Below are 17593 nucleotides of genomic sequence, written 5' to 3'. Positions count from 1 at the left end.
TATTCTTTCTCCCGCAACTAACCCCGTCCCCTTCTTAAAAATTGCTCTCTGCCAGCCAACTTTTCTAATTCGAATTTAAAAGCCATCCGTTGTTTCGAATTCCCGGCGTTCTGTTTTTTCTCTGCTATATTAAAAAACCGCCTGACTCAGGCGGTTTTTTAACTTATTGAATTTATTATGTGATATGATATACTGTAAGGAAAAAGAAAGGGGTGTTTATATTGCCGCGTGGTAAAAAGAAAACCGTGCAGGAGTCTTTTAATGAAAAGATAGCGAAAATCGACGCTCAGATTTTAACCCATCAGGACAGGATCAGCGCGCTTCAGTCCCTAAAGAAAGATCTGCTGGACCAAAAGAAAAAATCCGAGGTTGAAATGCTTTATCAAAAGATTCAGGAAAGCGGAAAATCCATCGACGAAGTTATGAGCCTGATCATGAACAAGCCATGAGGGTCCGGCGCAAGGCGTTTTACAGAGAGCGGGTTTAAAAAATGCAAATGGATTATCATACCGTAAAAAATCTTCCCAAAGTGGAACTGCATTGTCATCTCGACGGCTCGGTAAGCCTGGCCGCATTGGAGTCAATTGCGGCGGAAGAAGGAAATCCCTTTCCCACGGATATTCGGAAATTTGCCGGTATGGTCCGGGTGCAGCCGGATTGCGGCAGTCTGGACGACTATTTAAAATGCTTCCAAAGCATTCTGCCGTATCTCCAGTCAAAATACGCTTTATCCCTGGCATCGTTCGATCTGATTCGTCAGGCGGCCGAAGAGAACGTCGTTTACATGGAAGTCAGATTTTCTCCCATAAGCTGCTGCCGAAGGGGTCTGAGCTGCGAAGAGGCCGTCGGGTCAGTCCTTGAGGGCCTAAAAAAGGGAGAGAAAATTTACGGGGTGAAAAGCCGTGCGCTTTTGTGCCTTATGCGCGGCGATACGGAAGAAAACAACCGTCTGGTAGTGGAAACAGCCCACGACATGAAATCGGAGGGAGTTGCCGGGATCGATTTGGCCGGAAGTGAAAGCAGCTTTCCGCCGGAGAATTACCGTTCTCTTGTTCGCCTTGCTCTTGATTATGGATTAAAGGCCACGATACACGCCGGAGAATGCGGCAGCGCGGAAAATGTGGAAACATCCGTTCAAATGGGGGCCAGCAGAATCGGGCACGGCATTGCCCTTCAAAAGGATACGGCTATAAGAAGACGATGCGCAAAAGCAAATATTATATTGGAAATGTGCCCTGTAAGCAATTTCCAGACCGGAGCTTCAACCGATTGGGGAGCATATCCGTTTGAACTGTTTTGGAAAGAACACGTGCCGATTTCCATCAGTACGGATAACCGGACCGTATCCAATACCGACCTGACCGAAGAATACATGCTGCTGGGCCAAAAATACCGATTTTTTGATTACAATACCATTCTGCAGCTGAATCTGACAGCCCTGGAACACGCATTTATCCCGGAGCGCGAAAAAGAAGAATTATCAGCAAAAATCAAAGGTGCATATCAAACTGATATTAAATAACGCGGAGCGGCCAAATATATTGCTTAGAACGGCTCCGAGGGGTCCCGGCCGGCTTTGCTTCGGATCAGTTTATATGAGCTTTCTCCTTATTAGAAATACTATAGGAGGTTCAAAACAGCAATATGTGACAGTAAAAATTTCGTTATGTCAAATATGGTTTTGCGGTAGCCAGCCGCGGATTGGGATGGAGAAATCCGGCGAAATTGTTCCAAGGATCGGAATCGTCGCAGCTGATTTGTCCGGAACGGAACGACGGACAAAATTTCTTGAAGAAAACGCGCAAAACAGGTATGATACGGCGTCAAAAGATATGGTATAATAAAAAAGCTATTTGAAGAAATCAAAAAATCAGATTCATAAAAAAACAAAACAGGATAGGGATAAAGAATGGATAACGAATTCGTCACTTTTACAATCGGTAAAAAGAAGACCATCGCTTTAATCGCCCATGATGGGAAAAAGCGGGAATTGATCGATTGGTGCTCAAAGAACAGGGAAACCCTAAAAAATCACAGTTTATGCGGGACCGGGACAACCGCCAGGCTGGTCGCAGAGACGACGGGGCTTCCGGTCAAAGGGTACAACAGCGGCCCCCTGGGAGGGGACCAGCAGGTCGGCGCTAAAATTGTGGAGGGCATCATCAATTTCGTGGTGTTTTTCTCCGATCCGCTGGAGGCACAGCCGCATGATCCCGACGTGAAAGCTCTTTTGAGAATTGCGCAGGTTTATGATATTCCCATCGCAAACAACAAAGCAACCGCCGACTTTATGATCCACTCCCCTTTGATGGATCAGGAGTACGAACACGAAGTGATCAACTTTAAGCAGAAAATTATCGATCGGGTCAATGACAGCCATTTAATGAAGTAAGAAAGTTTGGTATACACTGATGATTACTGTAAAAATACTGATTGACAGCATTGAAAAGGTGAAAAGGTTTTCTTCCATTATTTCCAGAGAAAACGCGGATTGCGAGCTGGTCGATGGAGTCCGCATTCTCGATGCGAGATCCGTAATGGGCATCTTCAGCCTGAACTTGACAAAGCCTGTCGAACTGAGGATTCATTCCGACGACAGGGAGATCCTAAAGAAAATTCAGGAGTTTATTGTGAAAGAGAATTGATTCTGTCCCCGCCGAAGACAGGCCAAAGGAGAACAGCGGATGATCATCGGAGCGGCGACCGTCAAACTTTACGCCCCATGGGTCCATTCTCTTAAACAGAAGCGCATGGTCGTGAAAAGCATCGTTGCAAAAGCGCGGAACAAATTCAATATTTCCATCTCCGAAACCGGAGAACAGGATACCTGCCAAACCATTTTCCTGGGAATTGCCTGCGCGGTTGGAACCGTCGCACAGGCGGACAGCGTAATGGAGCATGTGATCCATTTTATTGAGGAAAACACCGAGGCTGAGATTTTGGATATCCAGCGCGAAATCAGATGACCTGATTCCGCGTCTGGAGCTGAGAACCGGTCTGCAATTTTTAATGGTTCCGCCGCGGGGACCATCCGTTTAAAAAAGGATGAAGCGTGAAATGGAATTCCGAAAATCCACAGAGTCCGATATAGAAGAGATCATGAGTATCATCCGGCAGGCACAAGCTTCTTTGAGAACGCTCGGGGTAAACCAGTGGCAGAACAACTATCCAAACGCCGGCAGTATCCGCAGCGATATCGGGCACGGGAACAGTTACGTGCTGCTAAAAAATGAGAAAATTGCCGCAACCGCGGCAATTTCTTTTGACGGAGAAAAAACATACGACTCAATTTACGAAGGACAGTGGATCATGGATCAAGCCTACGCGGTGATTCACCGGATCGCTGTCGACGACAAAAAAAAAGGGTTCGGTATCGGATCGGACATGATAAAATACGCCGAGCGGCTTTGCCTGGAAAAAGGCATATACAGCATCAGAGTGGACACGCACGAAAGGAACCTGCCCATGCGGAAGCTGCTTCAGAAAAATCGGTTTCAATACTGCGGGGTCATCTATCTGAGCGACGGCAGCGAAAGGATCGCTTTTGAGAAAACGCTGTACTGAACAAAGCCCGCTGACCGCCGTCAGGCGGAAAACTTTCGCAGGAACTTCGCTTTGCGGTTCCTTCTTTGATTTAAATTTTCTTAAGAGTTTTACTCTGTCCCTATTGAAATATGGCTTAAAAAGGCTAATATATATAATAGGGTATTTTGGTATTTTATGCCGAAATGATACCGAAAACCGAAGTTATTGTTTGCGGGGGCAAATATATGAGATATATCCCCACACTTTGTCTGCGTGAAGGCATGGTGCTTGCAAGAGGTTTATATGGAACGGACGGCAGCCTTTTGCTGCAAGAGGGACAGTCGCTGAAGCAATCCTACATCGCACGAATCTCGATGAATGGTTTCCAGGGTGTTTATATTGACGATAAGCTGTCGGAAGAGATCGAAATCAAGAACGTCATTGATGACGAGCTGAGAAACTCTGCGGCCAAAGCGGTCAGGGATATCTTTGTCCAAAGCCTGACATCGACGGGGATCAGCCGGAACACGGCTGAAAACGCAAAAGCAATCGTTCACGGCATCGTGGAAGAGATCATAAAGAACAGAAATGTCATGGTCAATATGATTGACCTGAAGTCATACGATAATTATACTTATTATCATTCCGTCAACGTCGGCGTTCTTTCCATCGTCGTGGGCGTGGCGTTCGGCATGGACCCAAATTCTCTTTACAAACTTGGGCTGGGCGCTCTTCTGCACGATATCGGCAAGGTCTTTATCGATAAGAACATCATCGATAAACCGGGCCCTCTGACCCCGGAGGAATTTGCAACGGTTAAAAAGCATCCCGCTCTGGGTTACGAGTACCTCCGAAACGCGAACCTCGACCTGCCCATCTCCTCGCTCGTCGGCATTCGGCAGCATCATGAACGGTTGGATGGAAGCGGCTACCCGGATGGGATCTCCGGCAGGGAAATTCATCAGTTCAGCCGCATCATATCAATCGCGGATGTGTTTGACGCCATGACGTCGGACCGTCCCTACAGAGCGGCCATGATGCCTTCGGAAGTGATGGAATTCCTGATGGGCGGGGCGGGAAAGCTTTTCGACCTGGAGTTCGTATCGCTGTTCACGAGAAAAGTCGCCGCGTTTCCTCTGGGCACCTGCGTCCTGCTGAGCAACGGCCTTACCGCGATTGTTGTGGAAAACTACGAGGACTGCTGTCTGCGCCCAAAGGTCAAGGTCATACGCGGTGACAGTGCCGCCCCGCTTTACCTGGATCTTAAAAACAACAGGAAATTGTCAAATCTGACCATCGCCGGTGTGGTTAAAATCTGACGGCGGGACCTTTCCTTCATGGTTCGATGAGAATAAAGAAACCATGATAATGAATTTTATTTTAAAAATCCTGCATTTAGCAAAGGAAGATACTATCATATTCCTGAAAATTTGTACAGTTGTCAGAACTTCTTTCTGTAATTTTTATTTGACTCTACAAAATTTACGCATAATCTAGATTTAAACTTGCAAAACCGTGAGTCATGGGATATAATAAATCATCAGGTTAGCCCATGTGAAAAACAGCACTGGACGTTGGCAGCCGTCCTGCATTCGACCAGATTCATATTATCCGCCGATCTCATTCGGCAGCATCGGCAAAGGCGCCGGACCTTAAAATGGTCCGGCGCCTTTCTGATTATGGTCGAAAATCCGCTTTTCAGTGTTGCATCCGGGCGATAAACCGCATCTATGAACGGAGGGTATTTATGAGTTGGGCTGTCATGCAAACTGGATTTCAGAATTTTCTTTTGACTGCGGTGAGCGCAGCGTCGCTTCCTTCAGAGCTTCTGTCCTCGATTAACACGGTATGGACTCTGATCTCCGCGTTTCTGGTGTTCTTCATGCAGGCCGGTTTTGCCATGCTGGAAGGCGGATCGACCCGTTCCAAAGGGATTGCCAATATCATGATGAAAAACCTGATGGACTTCTGCATCGGTTCCATCGTATTTTATTTCATCGGCTATGGCCTGATGTTCGGCCAAAGCGTCGGCGGACTGTTCGGAAGCTCCGGCTTTTTCGGTGCGATCGATCACGCCGGAATGACATCCGGCATTCCAACGGACGCCTTCATCCTGTGGGAAACCGTCTTCTGCGCCACGGCCGCGACGATTGTCTCCGGCGCCATGGCGGAGCGCACCAAATTTATCGCTTACTGCATATACAGCGCGGTAATCTCTCTGGTCATCTACCCGGTCGCGGGTCACTGGATCTGGGGCGGCGGCTGGCTGGCTCAGATTGGCTTCGAAGATTTTGCGGGCTCCACGGTCGTCCACTCCATCGGCGGATGGGCCGCTCTGGTCGGCGCCGCAATGCTTGGGCCCCGCATCGGGAAGTACTCCAAGGATGGCAAGCCCAACAGCATCCCCGGCCACAGCATCGCCCTTTCCGCCCTCGGCGTCTTTATCCTTTGGTTTGGCTGGTTCGGATTCAACCCCGGTTCCACCCTGTCGGCACTTGCGGTCGACGACAAGGGCGTCCTCAACATCCCTGCGATCGGAACAATCGCGATGACAACCAATATCGCCGCTGCGGCAGGCGCATGCTCCGCAATGATCTACACCTGGATCCGGCATAAAAAGCCGTCCGTCAGCATGTCTCTCAACGGGGCAATTGGCGGCTTGGTCGCAATTACCGCGGGCTGCGTTTATGTCAGCATCGAAGGAGCCCTCGTGATCGGGCTGCTGGCCGGCGTACTTGTGGTCGCTTCGATCGAATTCTATGAAAAAGTCCTGAAAATCGACGACCCGGCGGGCGCCATCAGCTGCCACTGCACCTGCGGCGTCTTCGGAACCTTGATGGTCGGACTGTTCGACACCGGCAAAGGGCTGTTTTACGGCGGCGGCGTCCGTCTGCTCGGCGTGCAGGCTCTCGGCGTTCTGTGTGTCGCCGCATGGGTCCTGGCAACCACTTTCGTGCTTTTCAAGGTTTTGAAATCGACCGTCGGCCTCCGCGTCAGTGCGGAAGAAGAGCTGGCCGGTCTGGACGTATCCGAACATGCGGAAGAAGGCTATCCCGATTTCCAGCAGCTTGATACGATCCATATGGCTTGACCCCAGGATTGCAAAAAGCGACAGTGCCCCTTCAAAAGGGCGGCACTGTCGTTTTTGTCTTGCTCACCATTCGCGGTGCGTCCGAACAATGTGAATCAGGCGGACAACCGTGGAAACCAGCAAAACGCCCATCGCAAGAGCCCCCGCGATCCCCAGGGTGTGAAGGCCCGTGCTGATGAACATGGAATTATTGCCGATGACGCAGTATTCCATGGTGTAAAAAATGCCTCCTCCGGGGACTAAAGGCAGCAGCGCAACGATCTGAAATTCGGTGGCCGGCTTTTTTACAATGCGGGCCATGCTTTCGGAATAAGCCGCTGTCAGGACGGTCGCGGCAAAATATTGCATGATGTCGTTATGGAGCGGAAAGGAGAGAGAAAAGGTCAGCCAGCCGAGCAAACCGCCCAGGGAAGAGAAGATCAGCGTGCGCCCCCGGATGTTGAACAGGAAGCAGAAGGCAACGCACGCACCGTAAGCCCACAGGCATTCCCAGAGGAGTTTCATCCCTTACACCCCCAAAAGCATGCGTGAGGCCGTGAGGGCAATGCCCGCGCCGATGGCGATGGCAGTCGCGACCAGAACGCTCTCGGTCAGGCGCAGGATTCCGGCCATCAGGTCGCCCGCGATGATGTCGCGCATGAAATCCGTGATGGCGATGCCCGGTACCAGGTTCATCAGGGACCCGATGATCATCTTGTCATAGCTCAGGTATACGTTAAAGCTCGCCGCCACGAGCGCGATCGCCGCAGCTATAAAGCTCGCCGCCACGTTGACAAAAAAGGAATTGACCCGAAACCTCTCCAGAAAGCGGGTGGTCAGCCGGATGGCGCTGCCGCAGAAAAGGGCAACCCCGGCGTCCGGCAGGGAACCCCCGTAAAACAGCGTAAAGGCCGACGCGATCAGCGCATAGGCGAGCGTCTGCATCGGGAACGAGAGGACCGGACGTTTTCCAATCCGGTCCAATTCGGCCCGGATTTCAGAAAACCGCGGCTTGTCGTTCCAGATATGGCGGCACAGCGCGTTCACCTGCTCCACGCGGTCCAGATTCACCGTCCGCTGCGGAACGCGCTTGATCCGGGTAATGGGTCTTCCGTCAGGGGTGCTGACGGTCACCTCGATCAATGTGGGAATGGTGAAAACTTCGCCGCTTTCGACTCCGTAGGCGCGGAAAATCCTCTGCATGGATTCCTCGGCGCGGTAGATCTCCCCGCCGTTGACAACCAGCAGATAACCGGTTTCCACCGCAGTATTGACCAGATCGCTGTAATTCATGGTTCAACCTCCGGTTTGATTGCAGATTTGGAATGTTTCCGCGGTTTGCCGCGTCGTCTGTTTAAATCTTTCTTCTGTATTTTTATCCCTTTCATGCCTTGAATATTCCCGGCCTCAAAAGATGTCTCCGCCGTATTACGCAATGACGGCAAAAGCTTTCAACATATAAATCCCGATAAAGATAACAAACATGGAACAGAAAGTGGTGCCAAGAATAATCTCTCCCGTCAGCACCTCGTCGGAGCGCATCTCACGGGCCAGCATGTAACTGTTGACGGCACTGGGCGAGGCGGACACGATAAAAGCCGCCGCCAGCTCATAGCCTCGGAATCCGAAAAAATAGGCAATCGGGACGATCACCAGCGGCGTAACCAGCACCTTCAGAACCGTGGCGGATATCACGTATCCGCGGTCCGAGAGGGCGGCCTTCATGGTCATCTGGGCCCCCAGGGTGATCAGGGCAAACGGCGTTGCCATATCGGACAGGGAACTCAGCAGCTTCAGAAGGAAAGAAGGCAGCGGAACCTGAAACTGCTGAAGAAGGATCGCGGCGGCAGCAGCCAGAATGATCGGATTTCTTACAATACCGGCCACAGATCTCCAGAGCGAATCGGTCCGGTCCCGCTTTTCCGGGTCCAGCGCGCAGAGAATCAGCACGGCGGCGATGTTATTCGCCGGAACCAATACGGGCATCAGCATTGATATCGCGGCGGAGTGCTCCTTGCCAAAGGCCATCAGCGCCAAAGGAAACCCGAGCACGATCATATTCGGCTTAAAAACGCAGTGAATGAATGCGGAGGCTTTTTTCCTGTCCCGGATAAACTTTGGGACAAAGAGGCAAAGGACGAGGGCGGATGCCATACACCCTCCGGTCATAAATCCGATAAACTTCCAGTTAAAAAGAGAAGGGCCCTCGGTCTGATAAATGCTCAGGAATAAAAGAGCAGGCAAACCCGTTCTGAAATTGAGTTTGCTCGCCTCATCGACAAAATGCTCGCCGACCAGCCCGACTTTTCTGGCCAGCCAGCCGATCGCCACCAGCAAGAAGACGGGTGCGACCGTATTAAAGCTGAACACTAAACTTGACATCTGTTCGTCTCCCCGATTCCGCAGCGGTGGAAGCGGCGGCGAAACGCGAACCGCTCTCTTCTGCATAAGTATATTTGCAGCATGGGCTGTGTGCGGTATAGCATCAATCCCAAGCAGATTTAACCGACTGAAAAACGGGCCGTCCCCTTCGAGGCGGCCCGCCGGTCCCAAAGGGACTCATTCCGCAAGGATCGGATCATTCCGCCTTTCTTCCTTTTACTCCTCCCGCTCCAAGCGAACGGTGCTGGCCGGAAGAGCGATTTCCGTCTTTTCTTCCTCGAGGATCCTCAGAATGCCGTAATGGATATCCTCCCGGACCTTCAGATGTTTCTGCCAATCGGTCGTCTTTGTGAAAAAATAAAGCATCAGGTCCAGGCTGCCTTTGCCGATCTCGCTAAAGGTGACGATCACGGTTTCCGGGTCGATCTCCTCATTTGCAAGAAGCATGGCCCGGATCCGGTCCACGCAGGAGCGAATCTGCCCTTCCGTCGTGCCGAACCTCAGTCCGACCGTAAAGCTGACCTTCCGCTTTCCCATCCGGCTGTAATTGGCAACCGGCCGGTCGACCATTTTGGAATTGGGGACCGTAACGACAGCCTGTGAAAAGGTGCGGACCTTTACACTGCGGAAATTGATACTTTCGACGGTTCCCTCCACGTCGCCGGCCTGAATCCAGTCGCCGATCGCAAACGGGCGGTCCAGAAAGATGACCAGCCCCCCGAACAGGTTGGAAAGCATGTCCTGTGCGGCCAGGGCAAAGGCCAGGCCGCCGAGGCCCAGCCCCGCCAGCAGGCCGCTGATGCTGTAATTCCATTCCTGGGCGACGATCAGCAGCGCCAGGCAAAAAATCAGAAACCGGAGAATTTTGGAGAGAAACGGGAACAGGACGCCGTCGGTGTTCACATCGAGCTTTTTCAGCAGCAGCCCGCCGGCCAGCTCACGGCTGCTGCACAGGCGGCCGAATCCCCACGCCAGCAGCAGAATCAGAAGGCTGCGAAAACACTTGACCACAATTTCCCAGACGGCTCCGCTGTGAGGAACGGCCGGCGATATCCACAGCGCGCCGTACAGTCCCAACAGGCCGATCAGCGCACGGAGCGGCTTTTGAAAGCTGCATTCCAGCTCCACGGGCCATTTTTTCCCGGCATTCAGCCTCTTCACGGGCCGGAACATCCAATTGACCGCAGTGCCGCGGAGAAAATAAACGAATAAAAATACGGCCAGGGGGATTGCGAAATCCGCGACCCAGGCAATCTTTTTCCATTCGGCTACGATGTTCGGAAGAGACATGGAATCATCTCCTTTCCTCCGGCACAGACGGTCATCCGGTCAGGAATGACGAACAGCGTGGATTACGCTGGCTACGAGACCTCCCCAGATGACGCACACGGCAACGATCATCATCACAACTGCGGACGCACTCATTCTTTCTCCTCCTTTTTCAGTACGCTTTTCTCTTTCCAGGAAAGGCGCGGGATCAGCACGGCAAATACCAGCATCAGGATCACCATGCCCCAGCCGAAGACGGCGACAAAGTCCGCCGGATATCCGCCGTAGACAGTTTCAATGTTGGCGACCAGCGAGCTGAAGAGGATCACCACCAGCATGACGGGCGTGATCAGCCCCAGCGCGATTTTGAAATAGCCGCCGAGCCTGATCTGGGAATAGCGGTTCGCTTCCTCCATCAGAGGCTTCATCTGCCGGAAGACCCACAGGACCAAAACGATTTCAACGACCGCAGACGGAAGCACGCCGAACCCGTTGACGAAGTTGTCGACGACATCCAGCAGATACATCCCTCCGCGCGTCGTATACGCGACGGAGACCAGGGTGGCCAGGCCGCCGATGAGCAGAACGGAGCGGCGCCGGTCCCACCCGAATTTTTCCGACGCGGCGGAGATGCAGACCTCCAGTAGCGAGATCAGAGAGGTGATGCCCGCAATCAGCAGGCAGACAAAAAAAACGACGCCGAAGAACTGGGGGAAAGGAAGCTGGTTAATGATCTGGGGCAGCACGACAAACGCGAGGCCGATGCCGCCGGCGGCGAGGTCCTTGACCGCCACGCCGGAATTGTTCGCCATGAAGCCGAGCGCCGCAAAAATGCCGAAGCCCGCAAGCAGCTCAAAGCCCGAATTGGAGAACGCCGTGATAAAGGCATTGTTCGTGGTATCGGTCTTTTCCGGAAGATAGCTGCTGTAAGTGATCATAATCCCCATCGCAAGCGAGAGGCTGTAAAAAATCTGGGAATAGGCCGCCTTCCAGATTTCCGGATTCAGGATCTGGTCCCACTGCGGCTGGAAAAAAGCATTCAGGCCAAGCGCGGAGCCAGGAAGGGTGACCGCGCGGACCACAAAGATCAGGAAAAGAACCACAAGAGCCGGGATCGCGATTTTGCTGACGCTCTCAATGCCCTTTTTCACGCCGCGGTAAGAAATAGCCAGCGTGACGACCCAGATCACCAGCAGAGGGATCAGCGCTCTCCATTCAATCCCGCCCAGGTTTGTCACGGAAGCGCTTGGAAGAACATTCAGATAGGAGTTAAAAAGAAAAGATTTGGTATCCGTTCCCCAGGCCAGTGTGGCGGAAAACCCGATGTAGCTCAGAGCCCAGCCAAGAATGACGGCATAATAGGTCATGATGACAAAACTGATCGCAAACTGCCACCATCCGACAAATTCCATATGACGGTTGATCCGGAAGTAAGAAAGCGGCGCGGAGCCGCGGTATTTCTTGCCGATGATAAACTCCAGCGCGACAAAGGAAAGGCCTGTGGTCAGCAGCGCGAAAATGTACGGTATCAGGAAAGCCCCGCCGCCGTTTTTATAAGCGACATAAGGAAACCTCCAGATGTTTCCGAGCCCGATCGCCGAGCCGACCGCCGCAAGCACAAAACCCCATCTTGATCCCCATTGTTCTCGATCCATTTTTGTTCACCCTACCCTAATCAATTTTCCGTGCAGTTAAAAAACTTGCATCAAAAGATTATTATAGCACAAAAACTTCTTTAATTTAACAAAAATGAATCTATTTCTTTAAAAAATGCAAAAGATACCTTATTAAATAAATTTTTTGGATCAAATGATCTGCCAGGGAATTTCTTCCCCTTTGGAAAACAGGACACAACTCTTGACGGAATTCTCCGCCATATCCTTCACGGCCTGATTGGTATGAAACGCCATGTGCGGCGTCACCAGAACATTCGGGTATGATTTGAGCAGCGCGAGGCCGCGGTTGTCCAGAACCTTGGATTTCAGATCTTTGTAGTACAGATCTTCCTCCCCTTCCACCACGTCCAGCGCGGCTCCGCCGATCTTGCCGCTTTCCACAGCGTCCAGAAAATCCCCCGTATGGATCAGCGAGCCCCGCGCCGTGTTGACAAGAATGACGCCGTCCTTCATCTGCAGGATAGTGTCCCGGCGGATCATGTGGAAATTCTCCTCGGTCGCGGGCATGTGCAGGGTGATCAGGTCGCTCTGCCGCAGAAGCTCCGGCAGAGAAACATACCCGGCAATTTTTTTCACAGAATCGTTCGGGTGCAGGTCGTAGGCGAGGAGCCGGCAGCCGAAGCCGGTCAGGTTCTGCAGCACCGTCCTGCCGATGCGTCCGGTCCCAATCACGCCGACGGTCAGGTTGTGCATCTCCAGCCCCTGGAGGCCGCGCAGGGAATAATCCTGATTCGCGCTTCTGAGAAGGATGGCCTTGACCCTGCGGATCGCCATCAGCATCAGCATCACGGTGTAGTCCGCCACGCTGTTCGGCGAATAGCTGACGTTGCCGATATGCATCCCGAGCCTCTCGGCCGCTTTCAGGTCGATATGGTCGTACCCGATGCTGCGGGTTGAAATGAAGCGTACCCCGGCGTTATGGTAGATTTTCAGCAGCTCTTCGTCCATTGCCGTCGTGACGATGCTGATGCACTGGCTGCCCCCGGCCAGCGCGGCGGTTTCCGCCGTCGGGGGCTTTTTGGTCGGAAAAAGCTCGACACCGTATTTTCTCCGGAGCTCCTCCAAATATCCTTCTTCTTCCGAACTGCAGCTGTAAATTGTGATTTTCATTCCGATTCCCTTCCCGCTTGACATAAATGCAAACAGTCCCTGGGCGTCTTACGGCAGCTTTGAGAGCGCGTTTAAAAACTCACCGGAAAGAGCGCCTTCACACACGCTGCTGACACTGCCGGTCATCAGGACGGACCAGTCGCCGCCGATCTTCACGGTGATCTCGCCGCCCGGCATATGGACGGTCACTTCCTCGTCCGTCAGGCCGAGCCTGTGCGCCGCGCAGGCCGCCGCGCAGCTGCTCGTCCCGGATGCCAGCGTGTAGCCCGCCCCGCGCTCCCAGATTTCGATTTTGATATTTCTGCGGTCCAAAACCTGCAAAATCTGGAGGTTGATGCGGTTCGGGAACTGCGGCGCGCCTTCCACGTCCGGGCCGAGCTCGCAGGCCAGCTCCGGGGAAACGGCCCTGACCGGGATGACGCAGTGCGGGTTGCCGATGGAGACGCAGGTCGCTTTCATCCGCTTTTTCCCGAATTCCATCTCCTCACCGACTACTTCGCGGTCCGGCCCGGAGACCGGGATTTCGGAGCTCCGGAACGTGACGGTTCCCATGGAGACGCGAAGGAGACTGCCGTCCGGTTTCAGCTTCTCCACCCGCACCGGCCCGCCGAGCGTCTTCAGCTCAAAGCGGTCGGCCGCGACCAGCTTTTTATCGATCAGGTAGCGCGAAAAAATACGGATCCCGTTCCCGCTTTTTTCCGCTTCCCCGCCATCCGGATTGTAGATTCTGAGGTCCGGCCCGGCGCCGTCCCGCGGCAGCGGACCGAGCAGGATGCCGTCCGAACCGACGCCGAAATGCCGGTCGCAGATCAGACGGATGCGCTCCGGGGTAAGTTCAAACGATATTTCGCCCGGATTCAGCACGATATAATCGTTTCCGAGCGCGTGATATTTGTGATATTGAAACATCATAATACTCCTTGTATCAATTTGTCGGCGGCATCACAGAAATCAAACGCGATTCTTTCCTTGTAAAGCTGAAGCGCTTTACATTCCCCGGATATCCTTCACCAGCCGGTCCACATCCTCGTCACGGGTCGCCCAGCTGGTGCAGAAACGGACGGCGCCGTGCGTCTCGTCGATTCGTCCCGAATCGGACACTTCATAATCCCGCCGCAAAATATCGAGCGCCCTGTCCGGCAGAATCGGGAACTGCTGGTTCGTAGGAGAAGAAGAGAGAAACTTCCAGCCCTTTTCGGCGCAGGCACGGCGGATGTCCATCGCCTGCCGGTCGGCATGGGCGGCGATATCAAAATAGAGATCGTCCTCCAGCAACGCTAAAAACTGAATGCCCAGCAGACGGCCTTTCGCGAGCATGCCGCCCCTCTGCTTGAGGATGTAGCGGAAGTCTTTTTTCAGTGCCGCGCTGCGGATCACCAGCGCCTCGCCAAACAGCGCGCCGACCTTGGTGCCGCCGATGGTAAACGCGTCGCAGAGCCCGGCAAGCGAGGGAAGATCGAGATCGCAGCCCTGCGCGGCCAGGCCGTAGCCGAGACGGGCGCCGTCCACATAAAGAAGCAGTCCGTTCCTGCGGCAGACTCCGCTGATTTCGGTCAGTTCCCGTTTGGAGTAGATCGTCCCAAGCTCCGTTGAGAACGAGAGGTAGACCAGGCCCGGCTGAACCATGTGCTCATGGGTTTCGTCGCCGAAATGATCGTCGCAGGCCGCCTGAATCTGAGCGGCGGTGATTTTCCCGTCCATTCCACGCAAAGGAAGAACCTTGTGGCCGGTGGCTTCCACTGCGCCGCTCTCATGGACGTTGATATGCCCGGTATCGGCGCAGAGCGCCCCCTGATGGGGCCGCAGCGACGCGGCGATTACAATGCTGTTGACCTGGGTTCCGCCGACAGTGAATTGGATTCCGGCCTCCGGGCATCCGCATTTCTTCCGGATCAATTCGGCCGCCTGCATGCAGTAAGGATCTTCCCCATAGCCGGCCGTCTGCTCCAGATTGGTCCGGGCAAGAAGCTCCAGAACCTTCGGATGGGCGCCTTCGCTGTAATCACAGTTGAATCGGATCATAAACTCCGCCTCTTTTAAATAAATTCCCAAAGTCCCGCTTTCGGCCGCGCCGTCCGGCAATAAAGCAGATGTTGTCCGAAAAAATGAAGTTTTCTCCGTTCTAAGACTTTTTCCTCTTGCCGCTGATTTGATCGGCCGGCACTTTGATCACGGTGACCAGGTCGACCATCCGGCTGTCGAATTCGAAGGCCTCCCCCGTTTCATAGTGTTTCATCAGCTGCGTCAGCGCCCGAACCTTTTCCTCCCGGTCCGTGACGAACTCGGCCGCGCCGGAAGCGATGACGCTTTCATACTCCGTGGAGCAGTCGCAGGGCCTGTCCGCTGCAATCAGGCGATGCCCGCAGTCGAACTGAAGGCATACTTTTGGATTTCGCTTGATGATATCGATCTTGCGTCCCTCGGAGGCGCAGTGAAAATAGAAAGTAACGCTGTCTCCCCTGACGTCGAAACCGAAGCTCAGAGGGACGACATAGGGACGGCCATCCTCCGCCAGTCCCATGTGGCAAACTTCGCATTGGCCGACGATCCGGACGATCTCATTCAGGTCTTTGACTTCACGGTCCCTGCGCCTCATCATGAAAACTCCCTTTCATCTAAAAACACCGACCGCGGCCACCGGATGAGCTGGCCGAATCGGTGATTGTTCCGAGCGTCGTCCAGGCGCCGCGGCTCCGGCGGCTTTTTTAAAGCGGCGGAACGGGGGAAAGCCCCGGATGCGGAGAAAGGCGCCCCTGCCTTTCGGACTGCAACTAAAAATCCTGTTATCATTATATAAGCTTCGCGGTGCCTTGTCAATTTCCACCAAAGAGGACTTCATGCCGCCCCCCGGCGGAACGTATCCCTTTACAAACCGGCGATCCGTGATATAATAATGAGAAAACCCGATGCTAGGCGGGGAAGCGTTAAAGCAGATGATCCGGCGCTTTGATTCCGGCGCGATCCTGCCGGCCGCCGCGAAAGCTGTCCAGGAACAATCAGAGATAAGGAGAAGATCAAATGGCTTATTTTTATGAAGAGCCCTGTCACACCTTCAGCGAGTATTTGCTGGTGCCGGGCTATTCCTCCGCGGAATGCGTGCCCGCAAACGTCTCGCTGCAAACGCCCGTCGTGCGTTTTAAAAAGGGCGAGCAGCCGGAGCTGAGCATGAACATTCCTCTGGTTTCCGCCGTCATGCAGTCGGTTTCCAACGACCGTATGGCGATCGCGCTGGCCAAGGAGGGAGGGATTTCCTTCCTTTACGGCTCCCAGCCCGTTGAAAAGCAGGCGGAAATGGTGGGACGCGTCAAAAGCTACAAAGCGGGCTTTGTGGTCAGCGACTCCAACATCCGGATGGACCAGACGCTCGCCGATGTTCTGGACCTGAAGGAAAAAACGGGGCACTCCACCGTGGCGGTAACGGACGACGGCACGCCGAACGGCCATCTTCTCGGCATCGTGACAAGCCGCGATTACCGCATCAGCCGCATGTCTCCCGAGGAAAAGGTCTTCACCTTCATGACGCCGATCGATAAAATCATTTATGCCGAGGAAGGCGTCAGTCTGAAGGAAGCCAATAACATCATCTGGGACAACAAGCTCAACGCCCTTCCGATCCTCGACAAAGAGCACAGACTGGCGGCGTTCGTGTTCCGCAAGGACTATGATTCCCACAAAGGGCATCCGCTGGAGCTTTTGGATTCCCACAAGCGCTACGTGGTCGGAGCCGGCGTCAATACGCGCGACTACGAGGAACGGATTCCCGCCCTGGTAGAGGCAGGGGCGGATATCCTCTGCATCGATTCCTCCGAAGGATACACCGAATGGCAGAAGCGCACGATCGACTACGTGCGGAAGACGTACGGAAATTCGGTCAAAATCGGAGCCGGCAACGTGGTGGACCGCGACGGATTCCGCTTCCTCGCGGAGGCGGGCGCCGATTTTGTGAAGATCGGGATCGGCGGCGGTTCCATCTGCATCACGCGCGAGACCAAGGGAATCGGCCGCGGGCAGGCGACCGCCGTCATTGAGGTCGCAAAGGCACGGGACGAATATTTTGAGGAAACCGGCATCTATGTGCCGATCTGTTCCGACGGCGGCATCGTTTATGATTACCACACGACTCTCGCCCTTGCGATGGGCTGCGATTTCTGCATGCTGGGCCGCTATTTCGCCCGCTTTGACGAAAGCCCGACCAACAAGGTGATGATCAACGGCAATTACATGAAGGAATACTGGGGCGAAGGTTCCGCCCGCGCGCGCAACTGGCAGCGCTACGACCTGGGCGGCGAAAAAAAGCTGAGCTTTGAGGAAGGGGTCGACTCCTACGTCCCGTACGCAGGCAATCTGCACGACAACGTCGCCCTGACGCTGAACAAGGTCCGCTCCACCATGTGCAACTGCGGTGCGCTTTCCATTCCCGAGCTCCAGAAAAAAGCCCGCCTGACGCTGGTCTCCTCCGTCAGCATCGTGGAGGGCGGCGCCCACGACGTGCTCCTCAAAGACGATATGCATCTGATGAAATAAAGCCGCTGGCTGCGGCAAAGGGCGGGGCCGGAATTCC

At 53.8% G+C, this 17593-nt stretch carries 19 protein-coding genes; 9 read left to right on the top strand and 10 right to left on the bottom strand.

Features of this window, described 5'->3' with window-relative positions; all coding sequences use genetic code 11:
- Positions 1–245: 245 nt before the first annotated feature.
- The 8 genes from VA597_RS02365 to VA597_RS02330 all read left to right on the top strand — a co-directional run bounded on the left by VA597_RS02365 (position 246) and on the right by VA597_RS02330 (position 6616).
- Complete coding sequence (locus VA597_RS02365) at positions 246–449, top strand: hypothetical protein (protein WP_326975042.1); 204 nt, start codon at positions 246–248, stop codon at positions 447–449.
- Positions 450–496: 47 nt separating this feature from the next.
- Positions 497–1522 (top strand): adenosine deaminase, encoded by a 1026-nt coding sequence (add, locus tag VA597_RS02360; RefSeq protein WP_326975041.1) that lies wholly within the window; start codon positions 497–499, stop codon positions 1520–1522.
- A 387-nt stretch (positions 1523–1909) separates the two neighbouring features.
- Positions 1910–2392: a methylglyoxal synthase gene (locus VA597_RS02355; protein ID WP_128741459.1), complete on the top strand. Its 483-nt coding sequence runs from the start codon at positions 1910–1912 to the stop codon at positions 2390–2392.
- A gap of 19 nt (positions 2393–2411) precedes the next feature.
- Positions 2412–2645 carry an HPr family phosphocarrier protein gene (locus VA597_RS02350; RefSeq protein WP_128741458.1) on the top strand — a complete coding sequence of 78 codons (234 nt, stop codon included), beginning with the start codon at positions 2412–2414 and terminating at the stop codon, positions 2643–2645.
- Between the two features lie 39 nt (positions 2646–2684).
- Positions 2685–2966, top strand: coding sequence for a DUF503 domain-containing protein (locus VA597_RS02345; protein WP_326975040.1), 282 nt, complete (start codon positions 2685–2687; stop codon positions 2964–2966).
- Positions 2967–3057: 91 nt separating this feature from the next.
- The gene (locus VA597_RS02340; protein ID WP_326975039.1) at positions 3058–3564 is read left to right on the top strand and encodes a GNAT family N-acetyltransferase; all 507 of its coding nucleotides are present in this window, start codon (positions 3058–3060) and stop codon (positions 3562–3564) included.
- 206 nt (positions 3565–3770) lie between these two features.
- Positions 3771–4844, top strand: coding sequence for an HD-GYP domain-containing protein (locus VA597_RS02335; protein WP_326975038.1), 1074 nt, complete (start codon positions 3771–3773; stop codon positions 4842–4844).
- Between the two features lie 428 nt (positions 4845–5272).
- On the top strand, positions 5273–6616 hold the full coding sequence (locus VA597_RS02330) for an ammonium transporter (RefSeq protein ID WP_326975037.1): 1344 nt from the start codon (positions 5273–5275) through the stop codon (positions 6614–6616).
- A 63-nt stretch (positions 6617–6679) separates the two neighbouring features.
- Here VA597_RS02330 and VA597_RS02325 read toward each other — a convergent pair whose 3' ends face one another.
- The 10 genes from VA597_RS02325 to VA597_RS02280 form a co-directional block, all read right to left on the bottom strand.
- Positions 6680–7120, bottom strand: coding sequence for a threonine/serine exporter family protein (locus VA597_RS02325; protein ID WP_128741454.1), 441 nt, complete (start codon positions 7118–7120; stop codon positions 6680–6682).
- Between the two features lie 3 nt (positions 7121–7123).
- Entirely contained in the window at positions 7124–7888 is a 765-nt protein-coding gene (locus tag VA597_RS02320; protein WP_128741453.1) for a threonine/serine exporter family protein, read from the bottom strand.
- A 135-nt stretch (positions 7889–8023) separates the two neighbouring features.
- Positions 8024–8977, bottom strand: coding sequence for an AEC family transporter (locus VA597_RS02315; RefSeq protein WP_326975036.1), 954 nt, complete (start codon positions 8975–8977; stop codon positions 8024–8026).
- Between the two features lie 216 nt (positions 8978–9193).
- A complete protein-coding gene (locus VA597_RS02310; protein ID WP_128741451.1) occupies positions 9194–10267 on the bottom strand; it encodes a mechanosensitive ion channel family protein in 1074 nt (357 codons plus the stop codon).
- Positions 10268–10306: 39 nt separating this feature from the next.
- Positions 10307–10402, bottom strand: a complete 96-nt coding sequence (locus VA597_RS02305; protein WP_326975035.1) for a methionine/alanine import family NSS transporter small subunit — start codon at positions 10400–10402, stop codon at positions 10307–10309.
- On the bottom strand, positions 10399–11901 hold the full coding sequence (locus VA597_RS02300) for a sodium-dependent transporter (protein WP_128741449.1): 1503 nt from the start codon (positions 11899–11901) through the stop codon (positions 10399–10401). Before VA597_RS02300 ends, VA597_RS02305 begins: the two co-directional genes overlap by 4 nt.
- A 150-nt stretch (positions 11902–12051) precedes the next feature.
- On the bottom strand, positions 12052–13032 hold the full coding sequence (locus VA597_RS02295) for a D-isomer specific 2-hydroxyacid dehydrogenase family protein (protein WP_128741448.1): 981 nt from the start codon (positions 13030–13032) through the stop codon (positions 12052–12054).
- A 48-nt stretch (positions 13033–13080) separates the two neighbouring features.
- Positions 13081–13944 (bottom strand): diaminopimelate epimerase, encoded by an 864-nt coding sequence (gene dapF / locus VA597_RS02290; protein ID WP_128741447.1) that lies wholly within the window; start codon positions 13942–13944, stop codon positions 13081–13083.
- 75 nt (positions 13945–14019) lie between these two features.
- Complete coding sequence (locus VA597_RS02285; protein WP_128741446.1) at positions 14020–15054, bottom strand: threonine aldolase family protein; 1035 nt, start codon at positions 15052–15054, stop codon at positions 14020–14022.
- 100 nt (positions 15055–15154) lie between these two features.
- Positions 15155–15631 carry a pyridoxamine 5'-phosphate oxidase family protein gene (locus VA597_RS02280; protein WP_128741445.1) on the bottom strand — a complete coding sequence of 159 codons (477 nt, stop codon included), beginning with the start codon at positions 15629–15631 and terminating at the stop codon, positions 15155–15157.
- 419 nt (positions 15632–16050) lie between these two features.
- Here VA597_RS02280 and VA597_RS02275 point away from each other — a divergent pair, with 419 nt between their 5' ends.
- Complete coding sequence (locus VA597_RS02275) at positions 16051–17556, top strand: IMP dehydrogenase (protein WP_326975034.1); 1506 nt, start codon at positions 16051–16053, stop codon at positions 17554–17556.
- Positions 17557–17593: the final 37 nt, after the last annotated feature.

Source organism: Caproicibacter sp. BJN0012 (genome assembly GCF_035986805.1).
Lineage (GTDB): Bacteria > Bacillota > Clostridia > Oscillospirales > Acutalibacteraceae > Caproicibacter.
The sequence above is the reverse complement of the archived record's forward strand: the minus strand, read 5'-3'. Positions and strand labels throughout refer to the sequence as shown.

Bases quoted from the DNA above. Each gene is read 5' to 3' on its own strand.
- VA597_RS02315 (WP_326975036.1), bottom strand. From the start codon at position 8,977: ATGTCAAGTTTAGTGTTCAGCTTTAATACGGTCGCACCCGTCTTCTTG.
- VA597_RS02305 (WP_326975035.1), bottom strand. From the start codon at position 10,402: ATGAGTGCGTCCGCAGTTGTGATGATGATCGTTGCCGTGTGCGTCATC.
- VA597_RS02300 (WP_128741449.1), bottom strand. From the start codon at position 11,901: ATGGATCGAGAACAATGGGGATCAAGATGGGGTTTTGTGCTTGCGGCG.
- VA597_RS02350 (WP_128741458.1), top strand. From the start codon at position 2,412: ATGATTACTGTAAAAATACTGATTGACAGCATTGAAAAGGTGAAAAGG.
- VA597_RS02340 (WP_326975039.1), top strand. From the start codon at position 3,058: ATGGAATTCCGAAAATCCACAGAGTCCGATATAGAAGAGATCATGAGT.
- VA597_RS02320 (WP_128741453.1), bottom strand. From the start codon at position 7,888: ATGAATTACAGCGATCTGGTCAATACTGCGGTGGAAACCGGTTATCTG.
- VA597_RS02285 (WP_128741446.1), bottom strand. From the start codon at position 15,054: ATGATCCGATTCAACTGTGATTACAGCGAAGGCGCCCATCCGAAGGTT.
- VA597_RS02295 (WP_128741448.1), bottom strand. From the start codon at position 13,032: ATGAAAATCACAATTTACAGCTGCAGTTCGGAAGAAGAAGGATATTTG.
- VA597_RS02310 (WP_128741451.1), bottom strand. From the start codon at position 10,267: ATGTCTCTTCCGAACATCGTAGCCGAATGGAAAAAGATTGCCTGGGTC.
- VA597_RS02280 (WP_128741445.1), bottom strand. From the start codon at position 15,631: ATGATGAGGCGCAGGGACCGTGAAGTCAAAGACCTGAATGAGATCGTC.
- add (WP_326975041.1), top strand. From the start codon at position 497: ATGGATTATCATACCGTAAAAAATCTTCCCAAAGTGGAACTGCATTGT.
- VA597_RS02335 (WP_326975038.1), top strand. From the start codon at position 3,771: ATGAGATATATCCCCACACTTTGTCTGCGTGAAGGCATGGTGCTTGCA.
- VA597_RS02275 (WP_326975034.1), top strand. From the start codon at position 16,051: ATGGCTTATTTTTATGAAGAGCCCTGTCACACCTTCAGCGAGTATTTG.
- VA597_RS02345 (WP_326975040.1), top strand. From the start codon at position 2,685: ATGATCATCGGAGCGGCGACCGTCAAACTTTACGCCCCATGGGTCCAT.
- VA597_RS02325 (WP_128741454.1), bottom strand. From the start codon at position 7,120: ATGAAACTCCTCTGGGAATGCCTGTGGGCTTACGGTGCGTGCGTTGCC.
- dapF (WP_128741447.1), bottom strand. From the start codon at position 13,944: ATGATGTTTCAATATCACAAATATCACGCGCTCGGAAACGATTATATC.
- VA597_RS02330 (WP_326975037.1), top strand. From the start codon at position 5,273: ATGAGTTGGGCTGTCATGCAAACTGGATTTCAGAATTTTCTTTTGACT.
- VA597_RS02355 (WP_128741459.1), top strand. From the start codon at position 1,910: ATGGATAACGAATTCGTCACTTTTACAATCGGTAAAAAGAAGACCATC.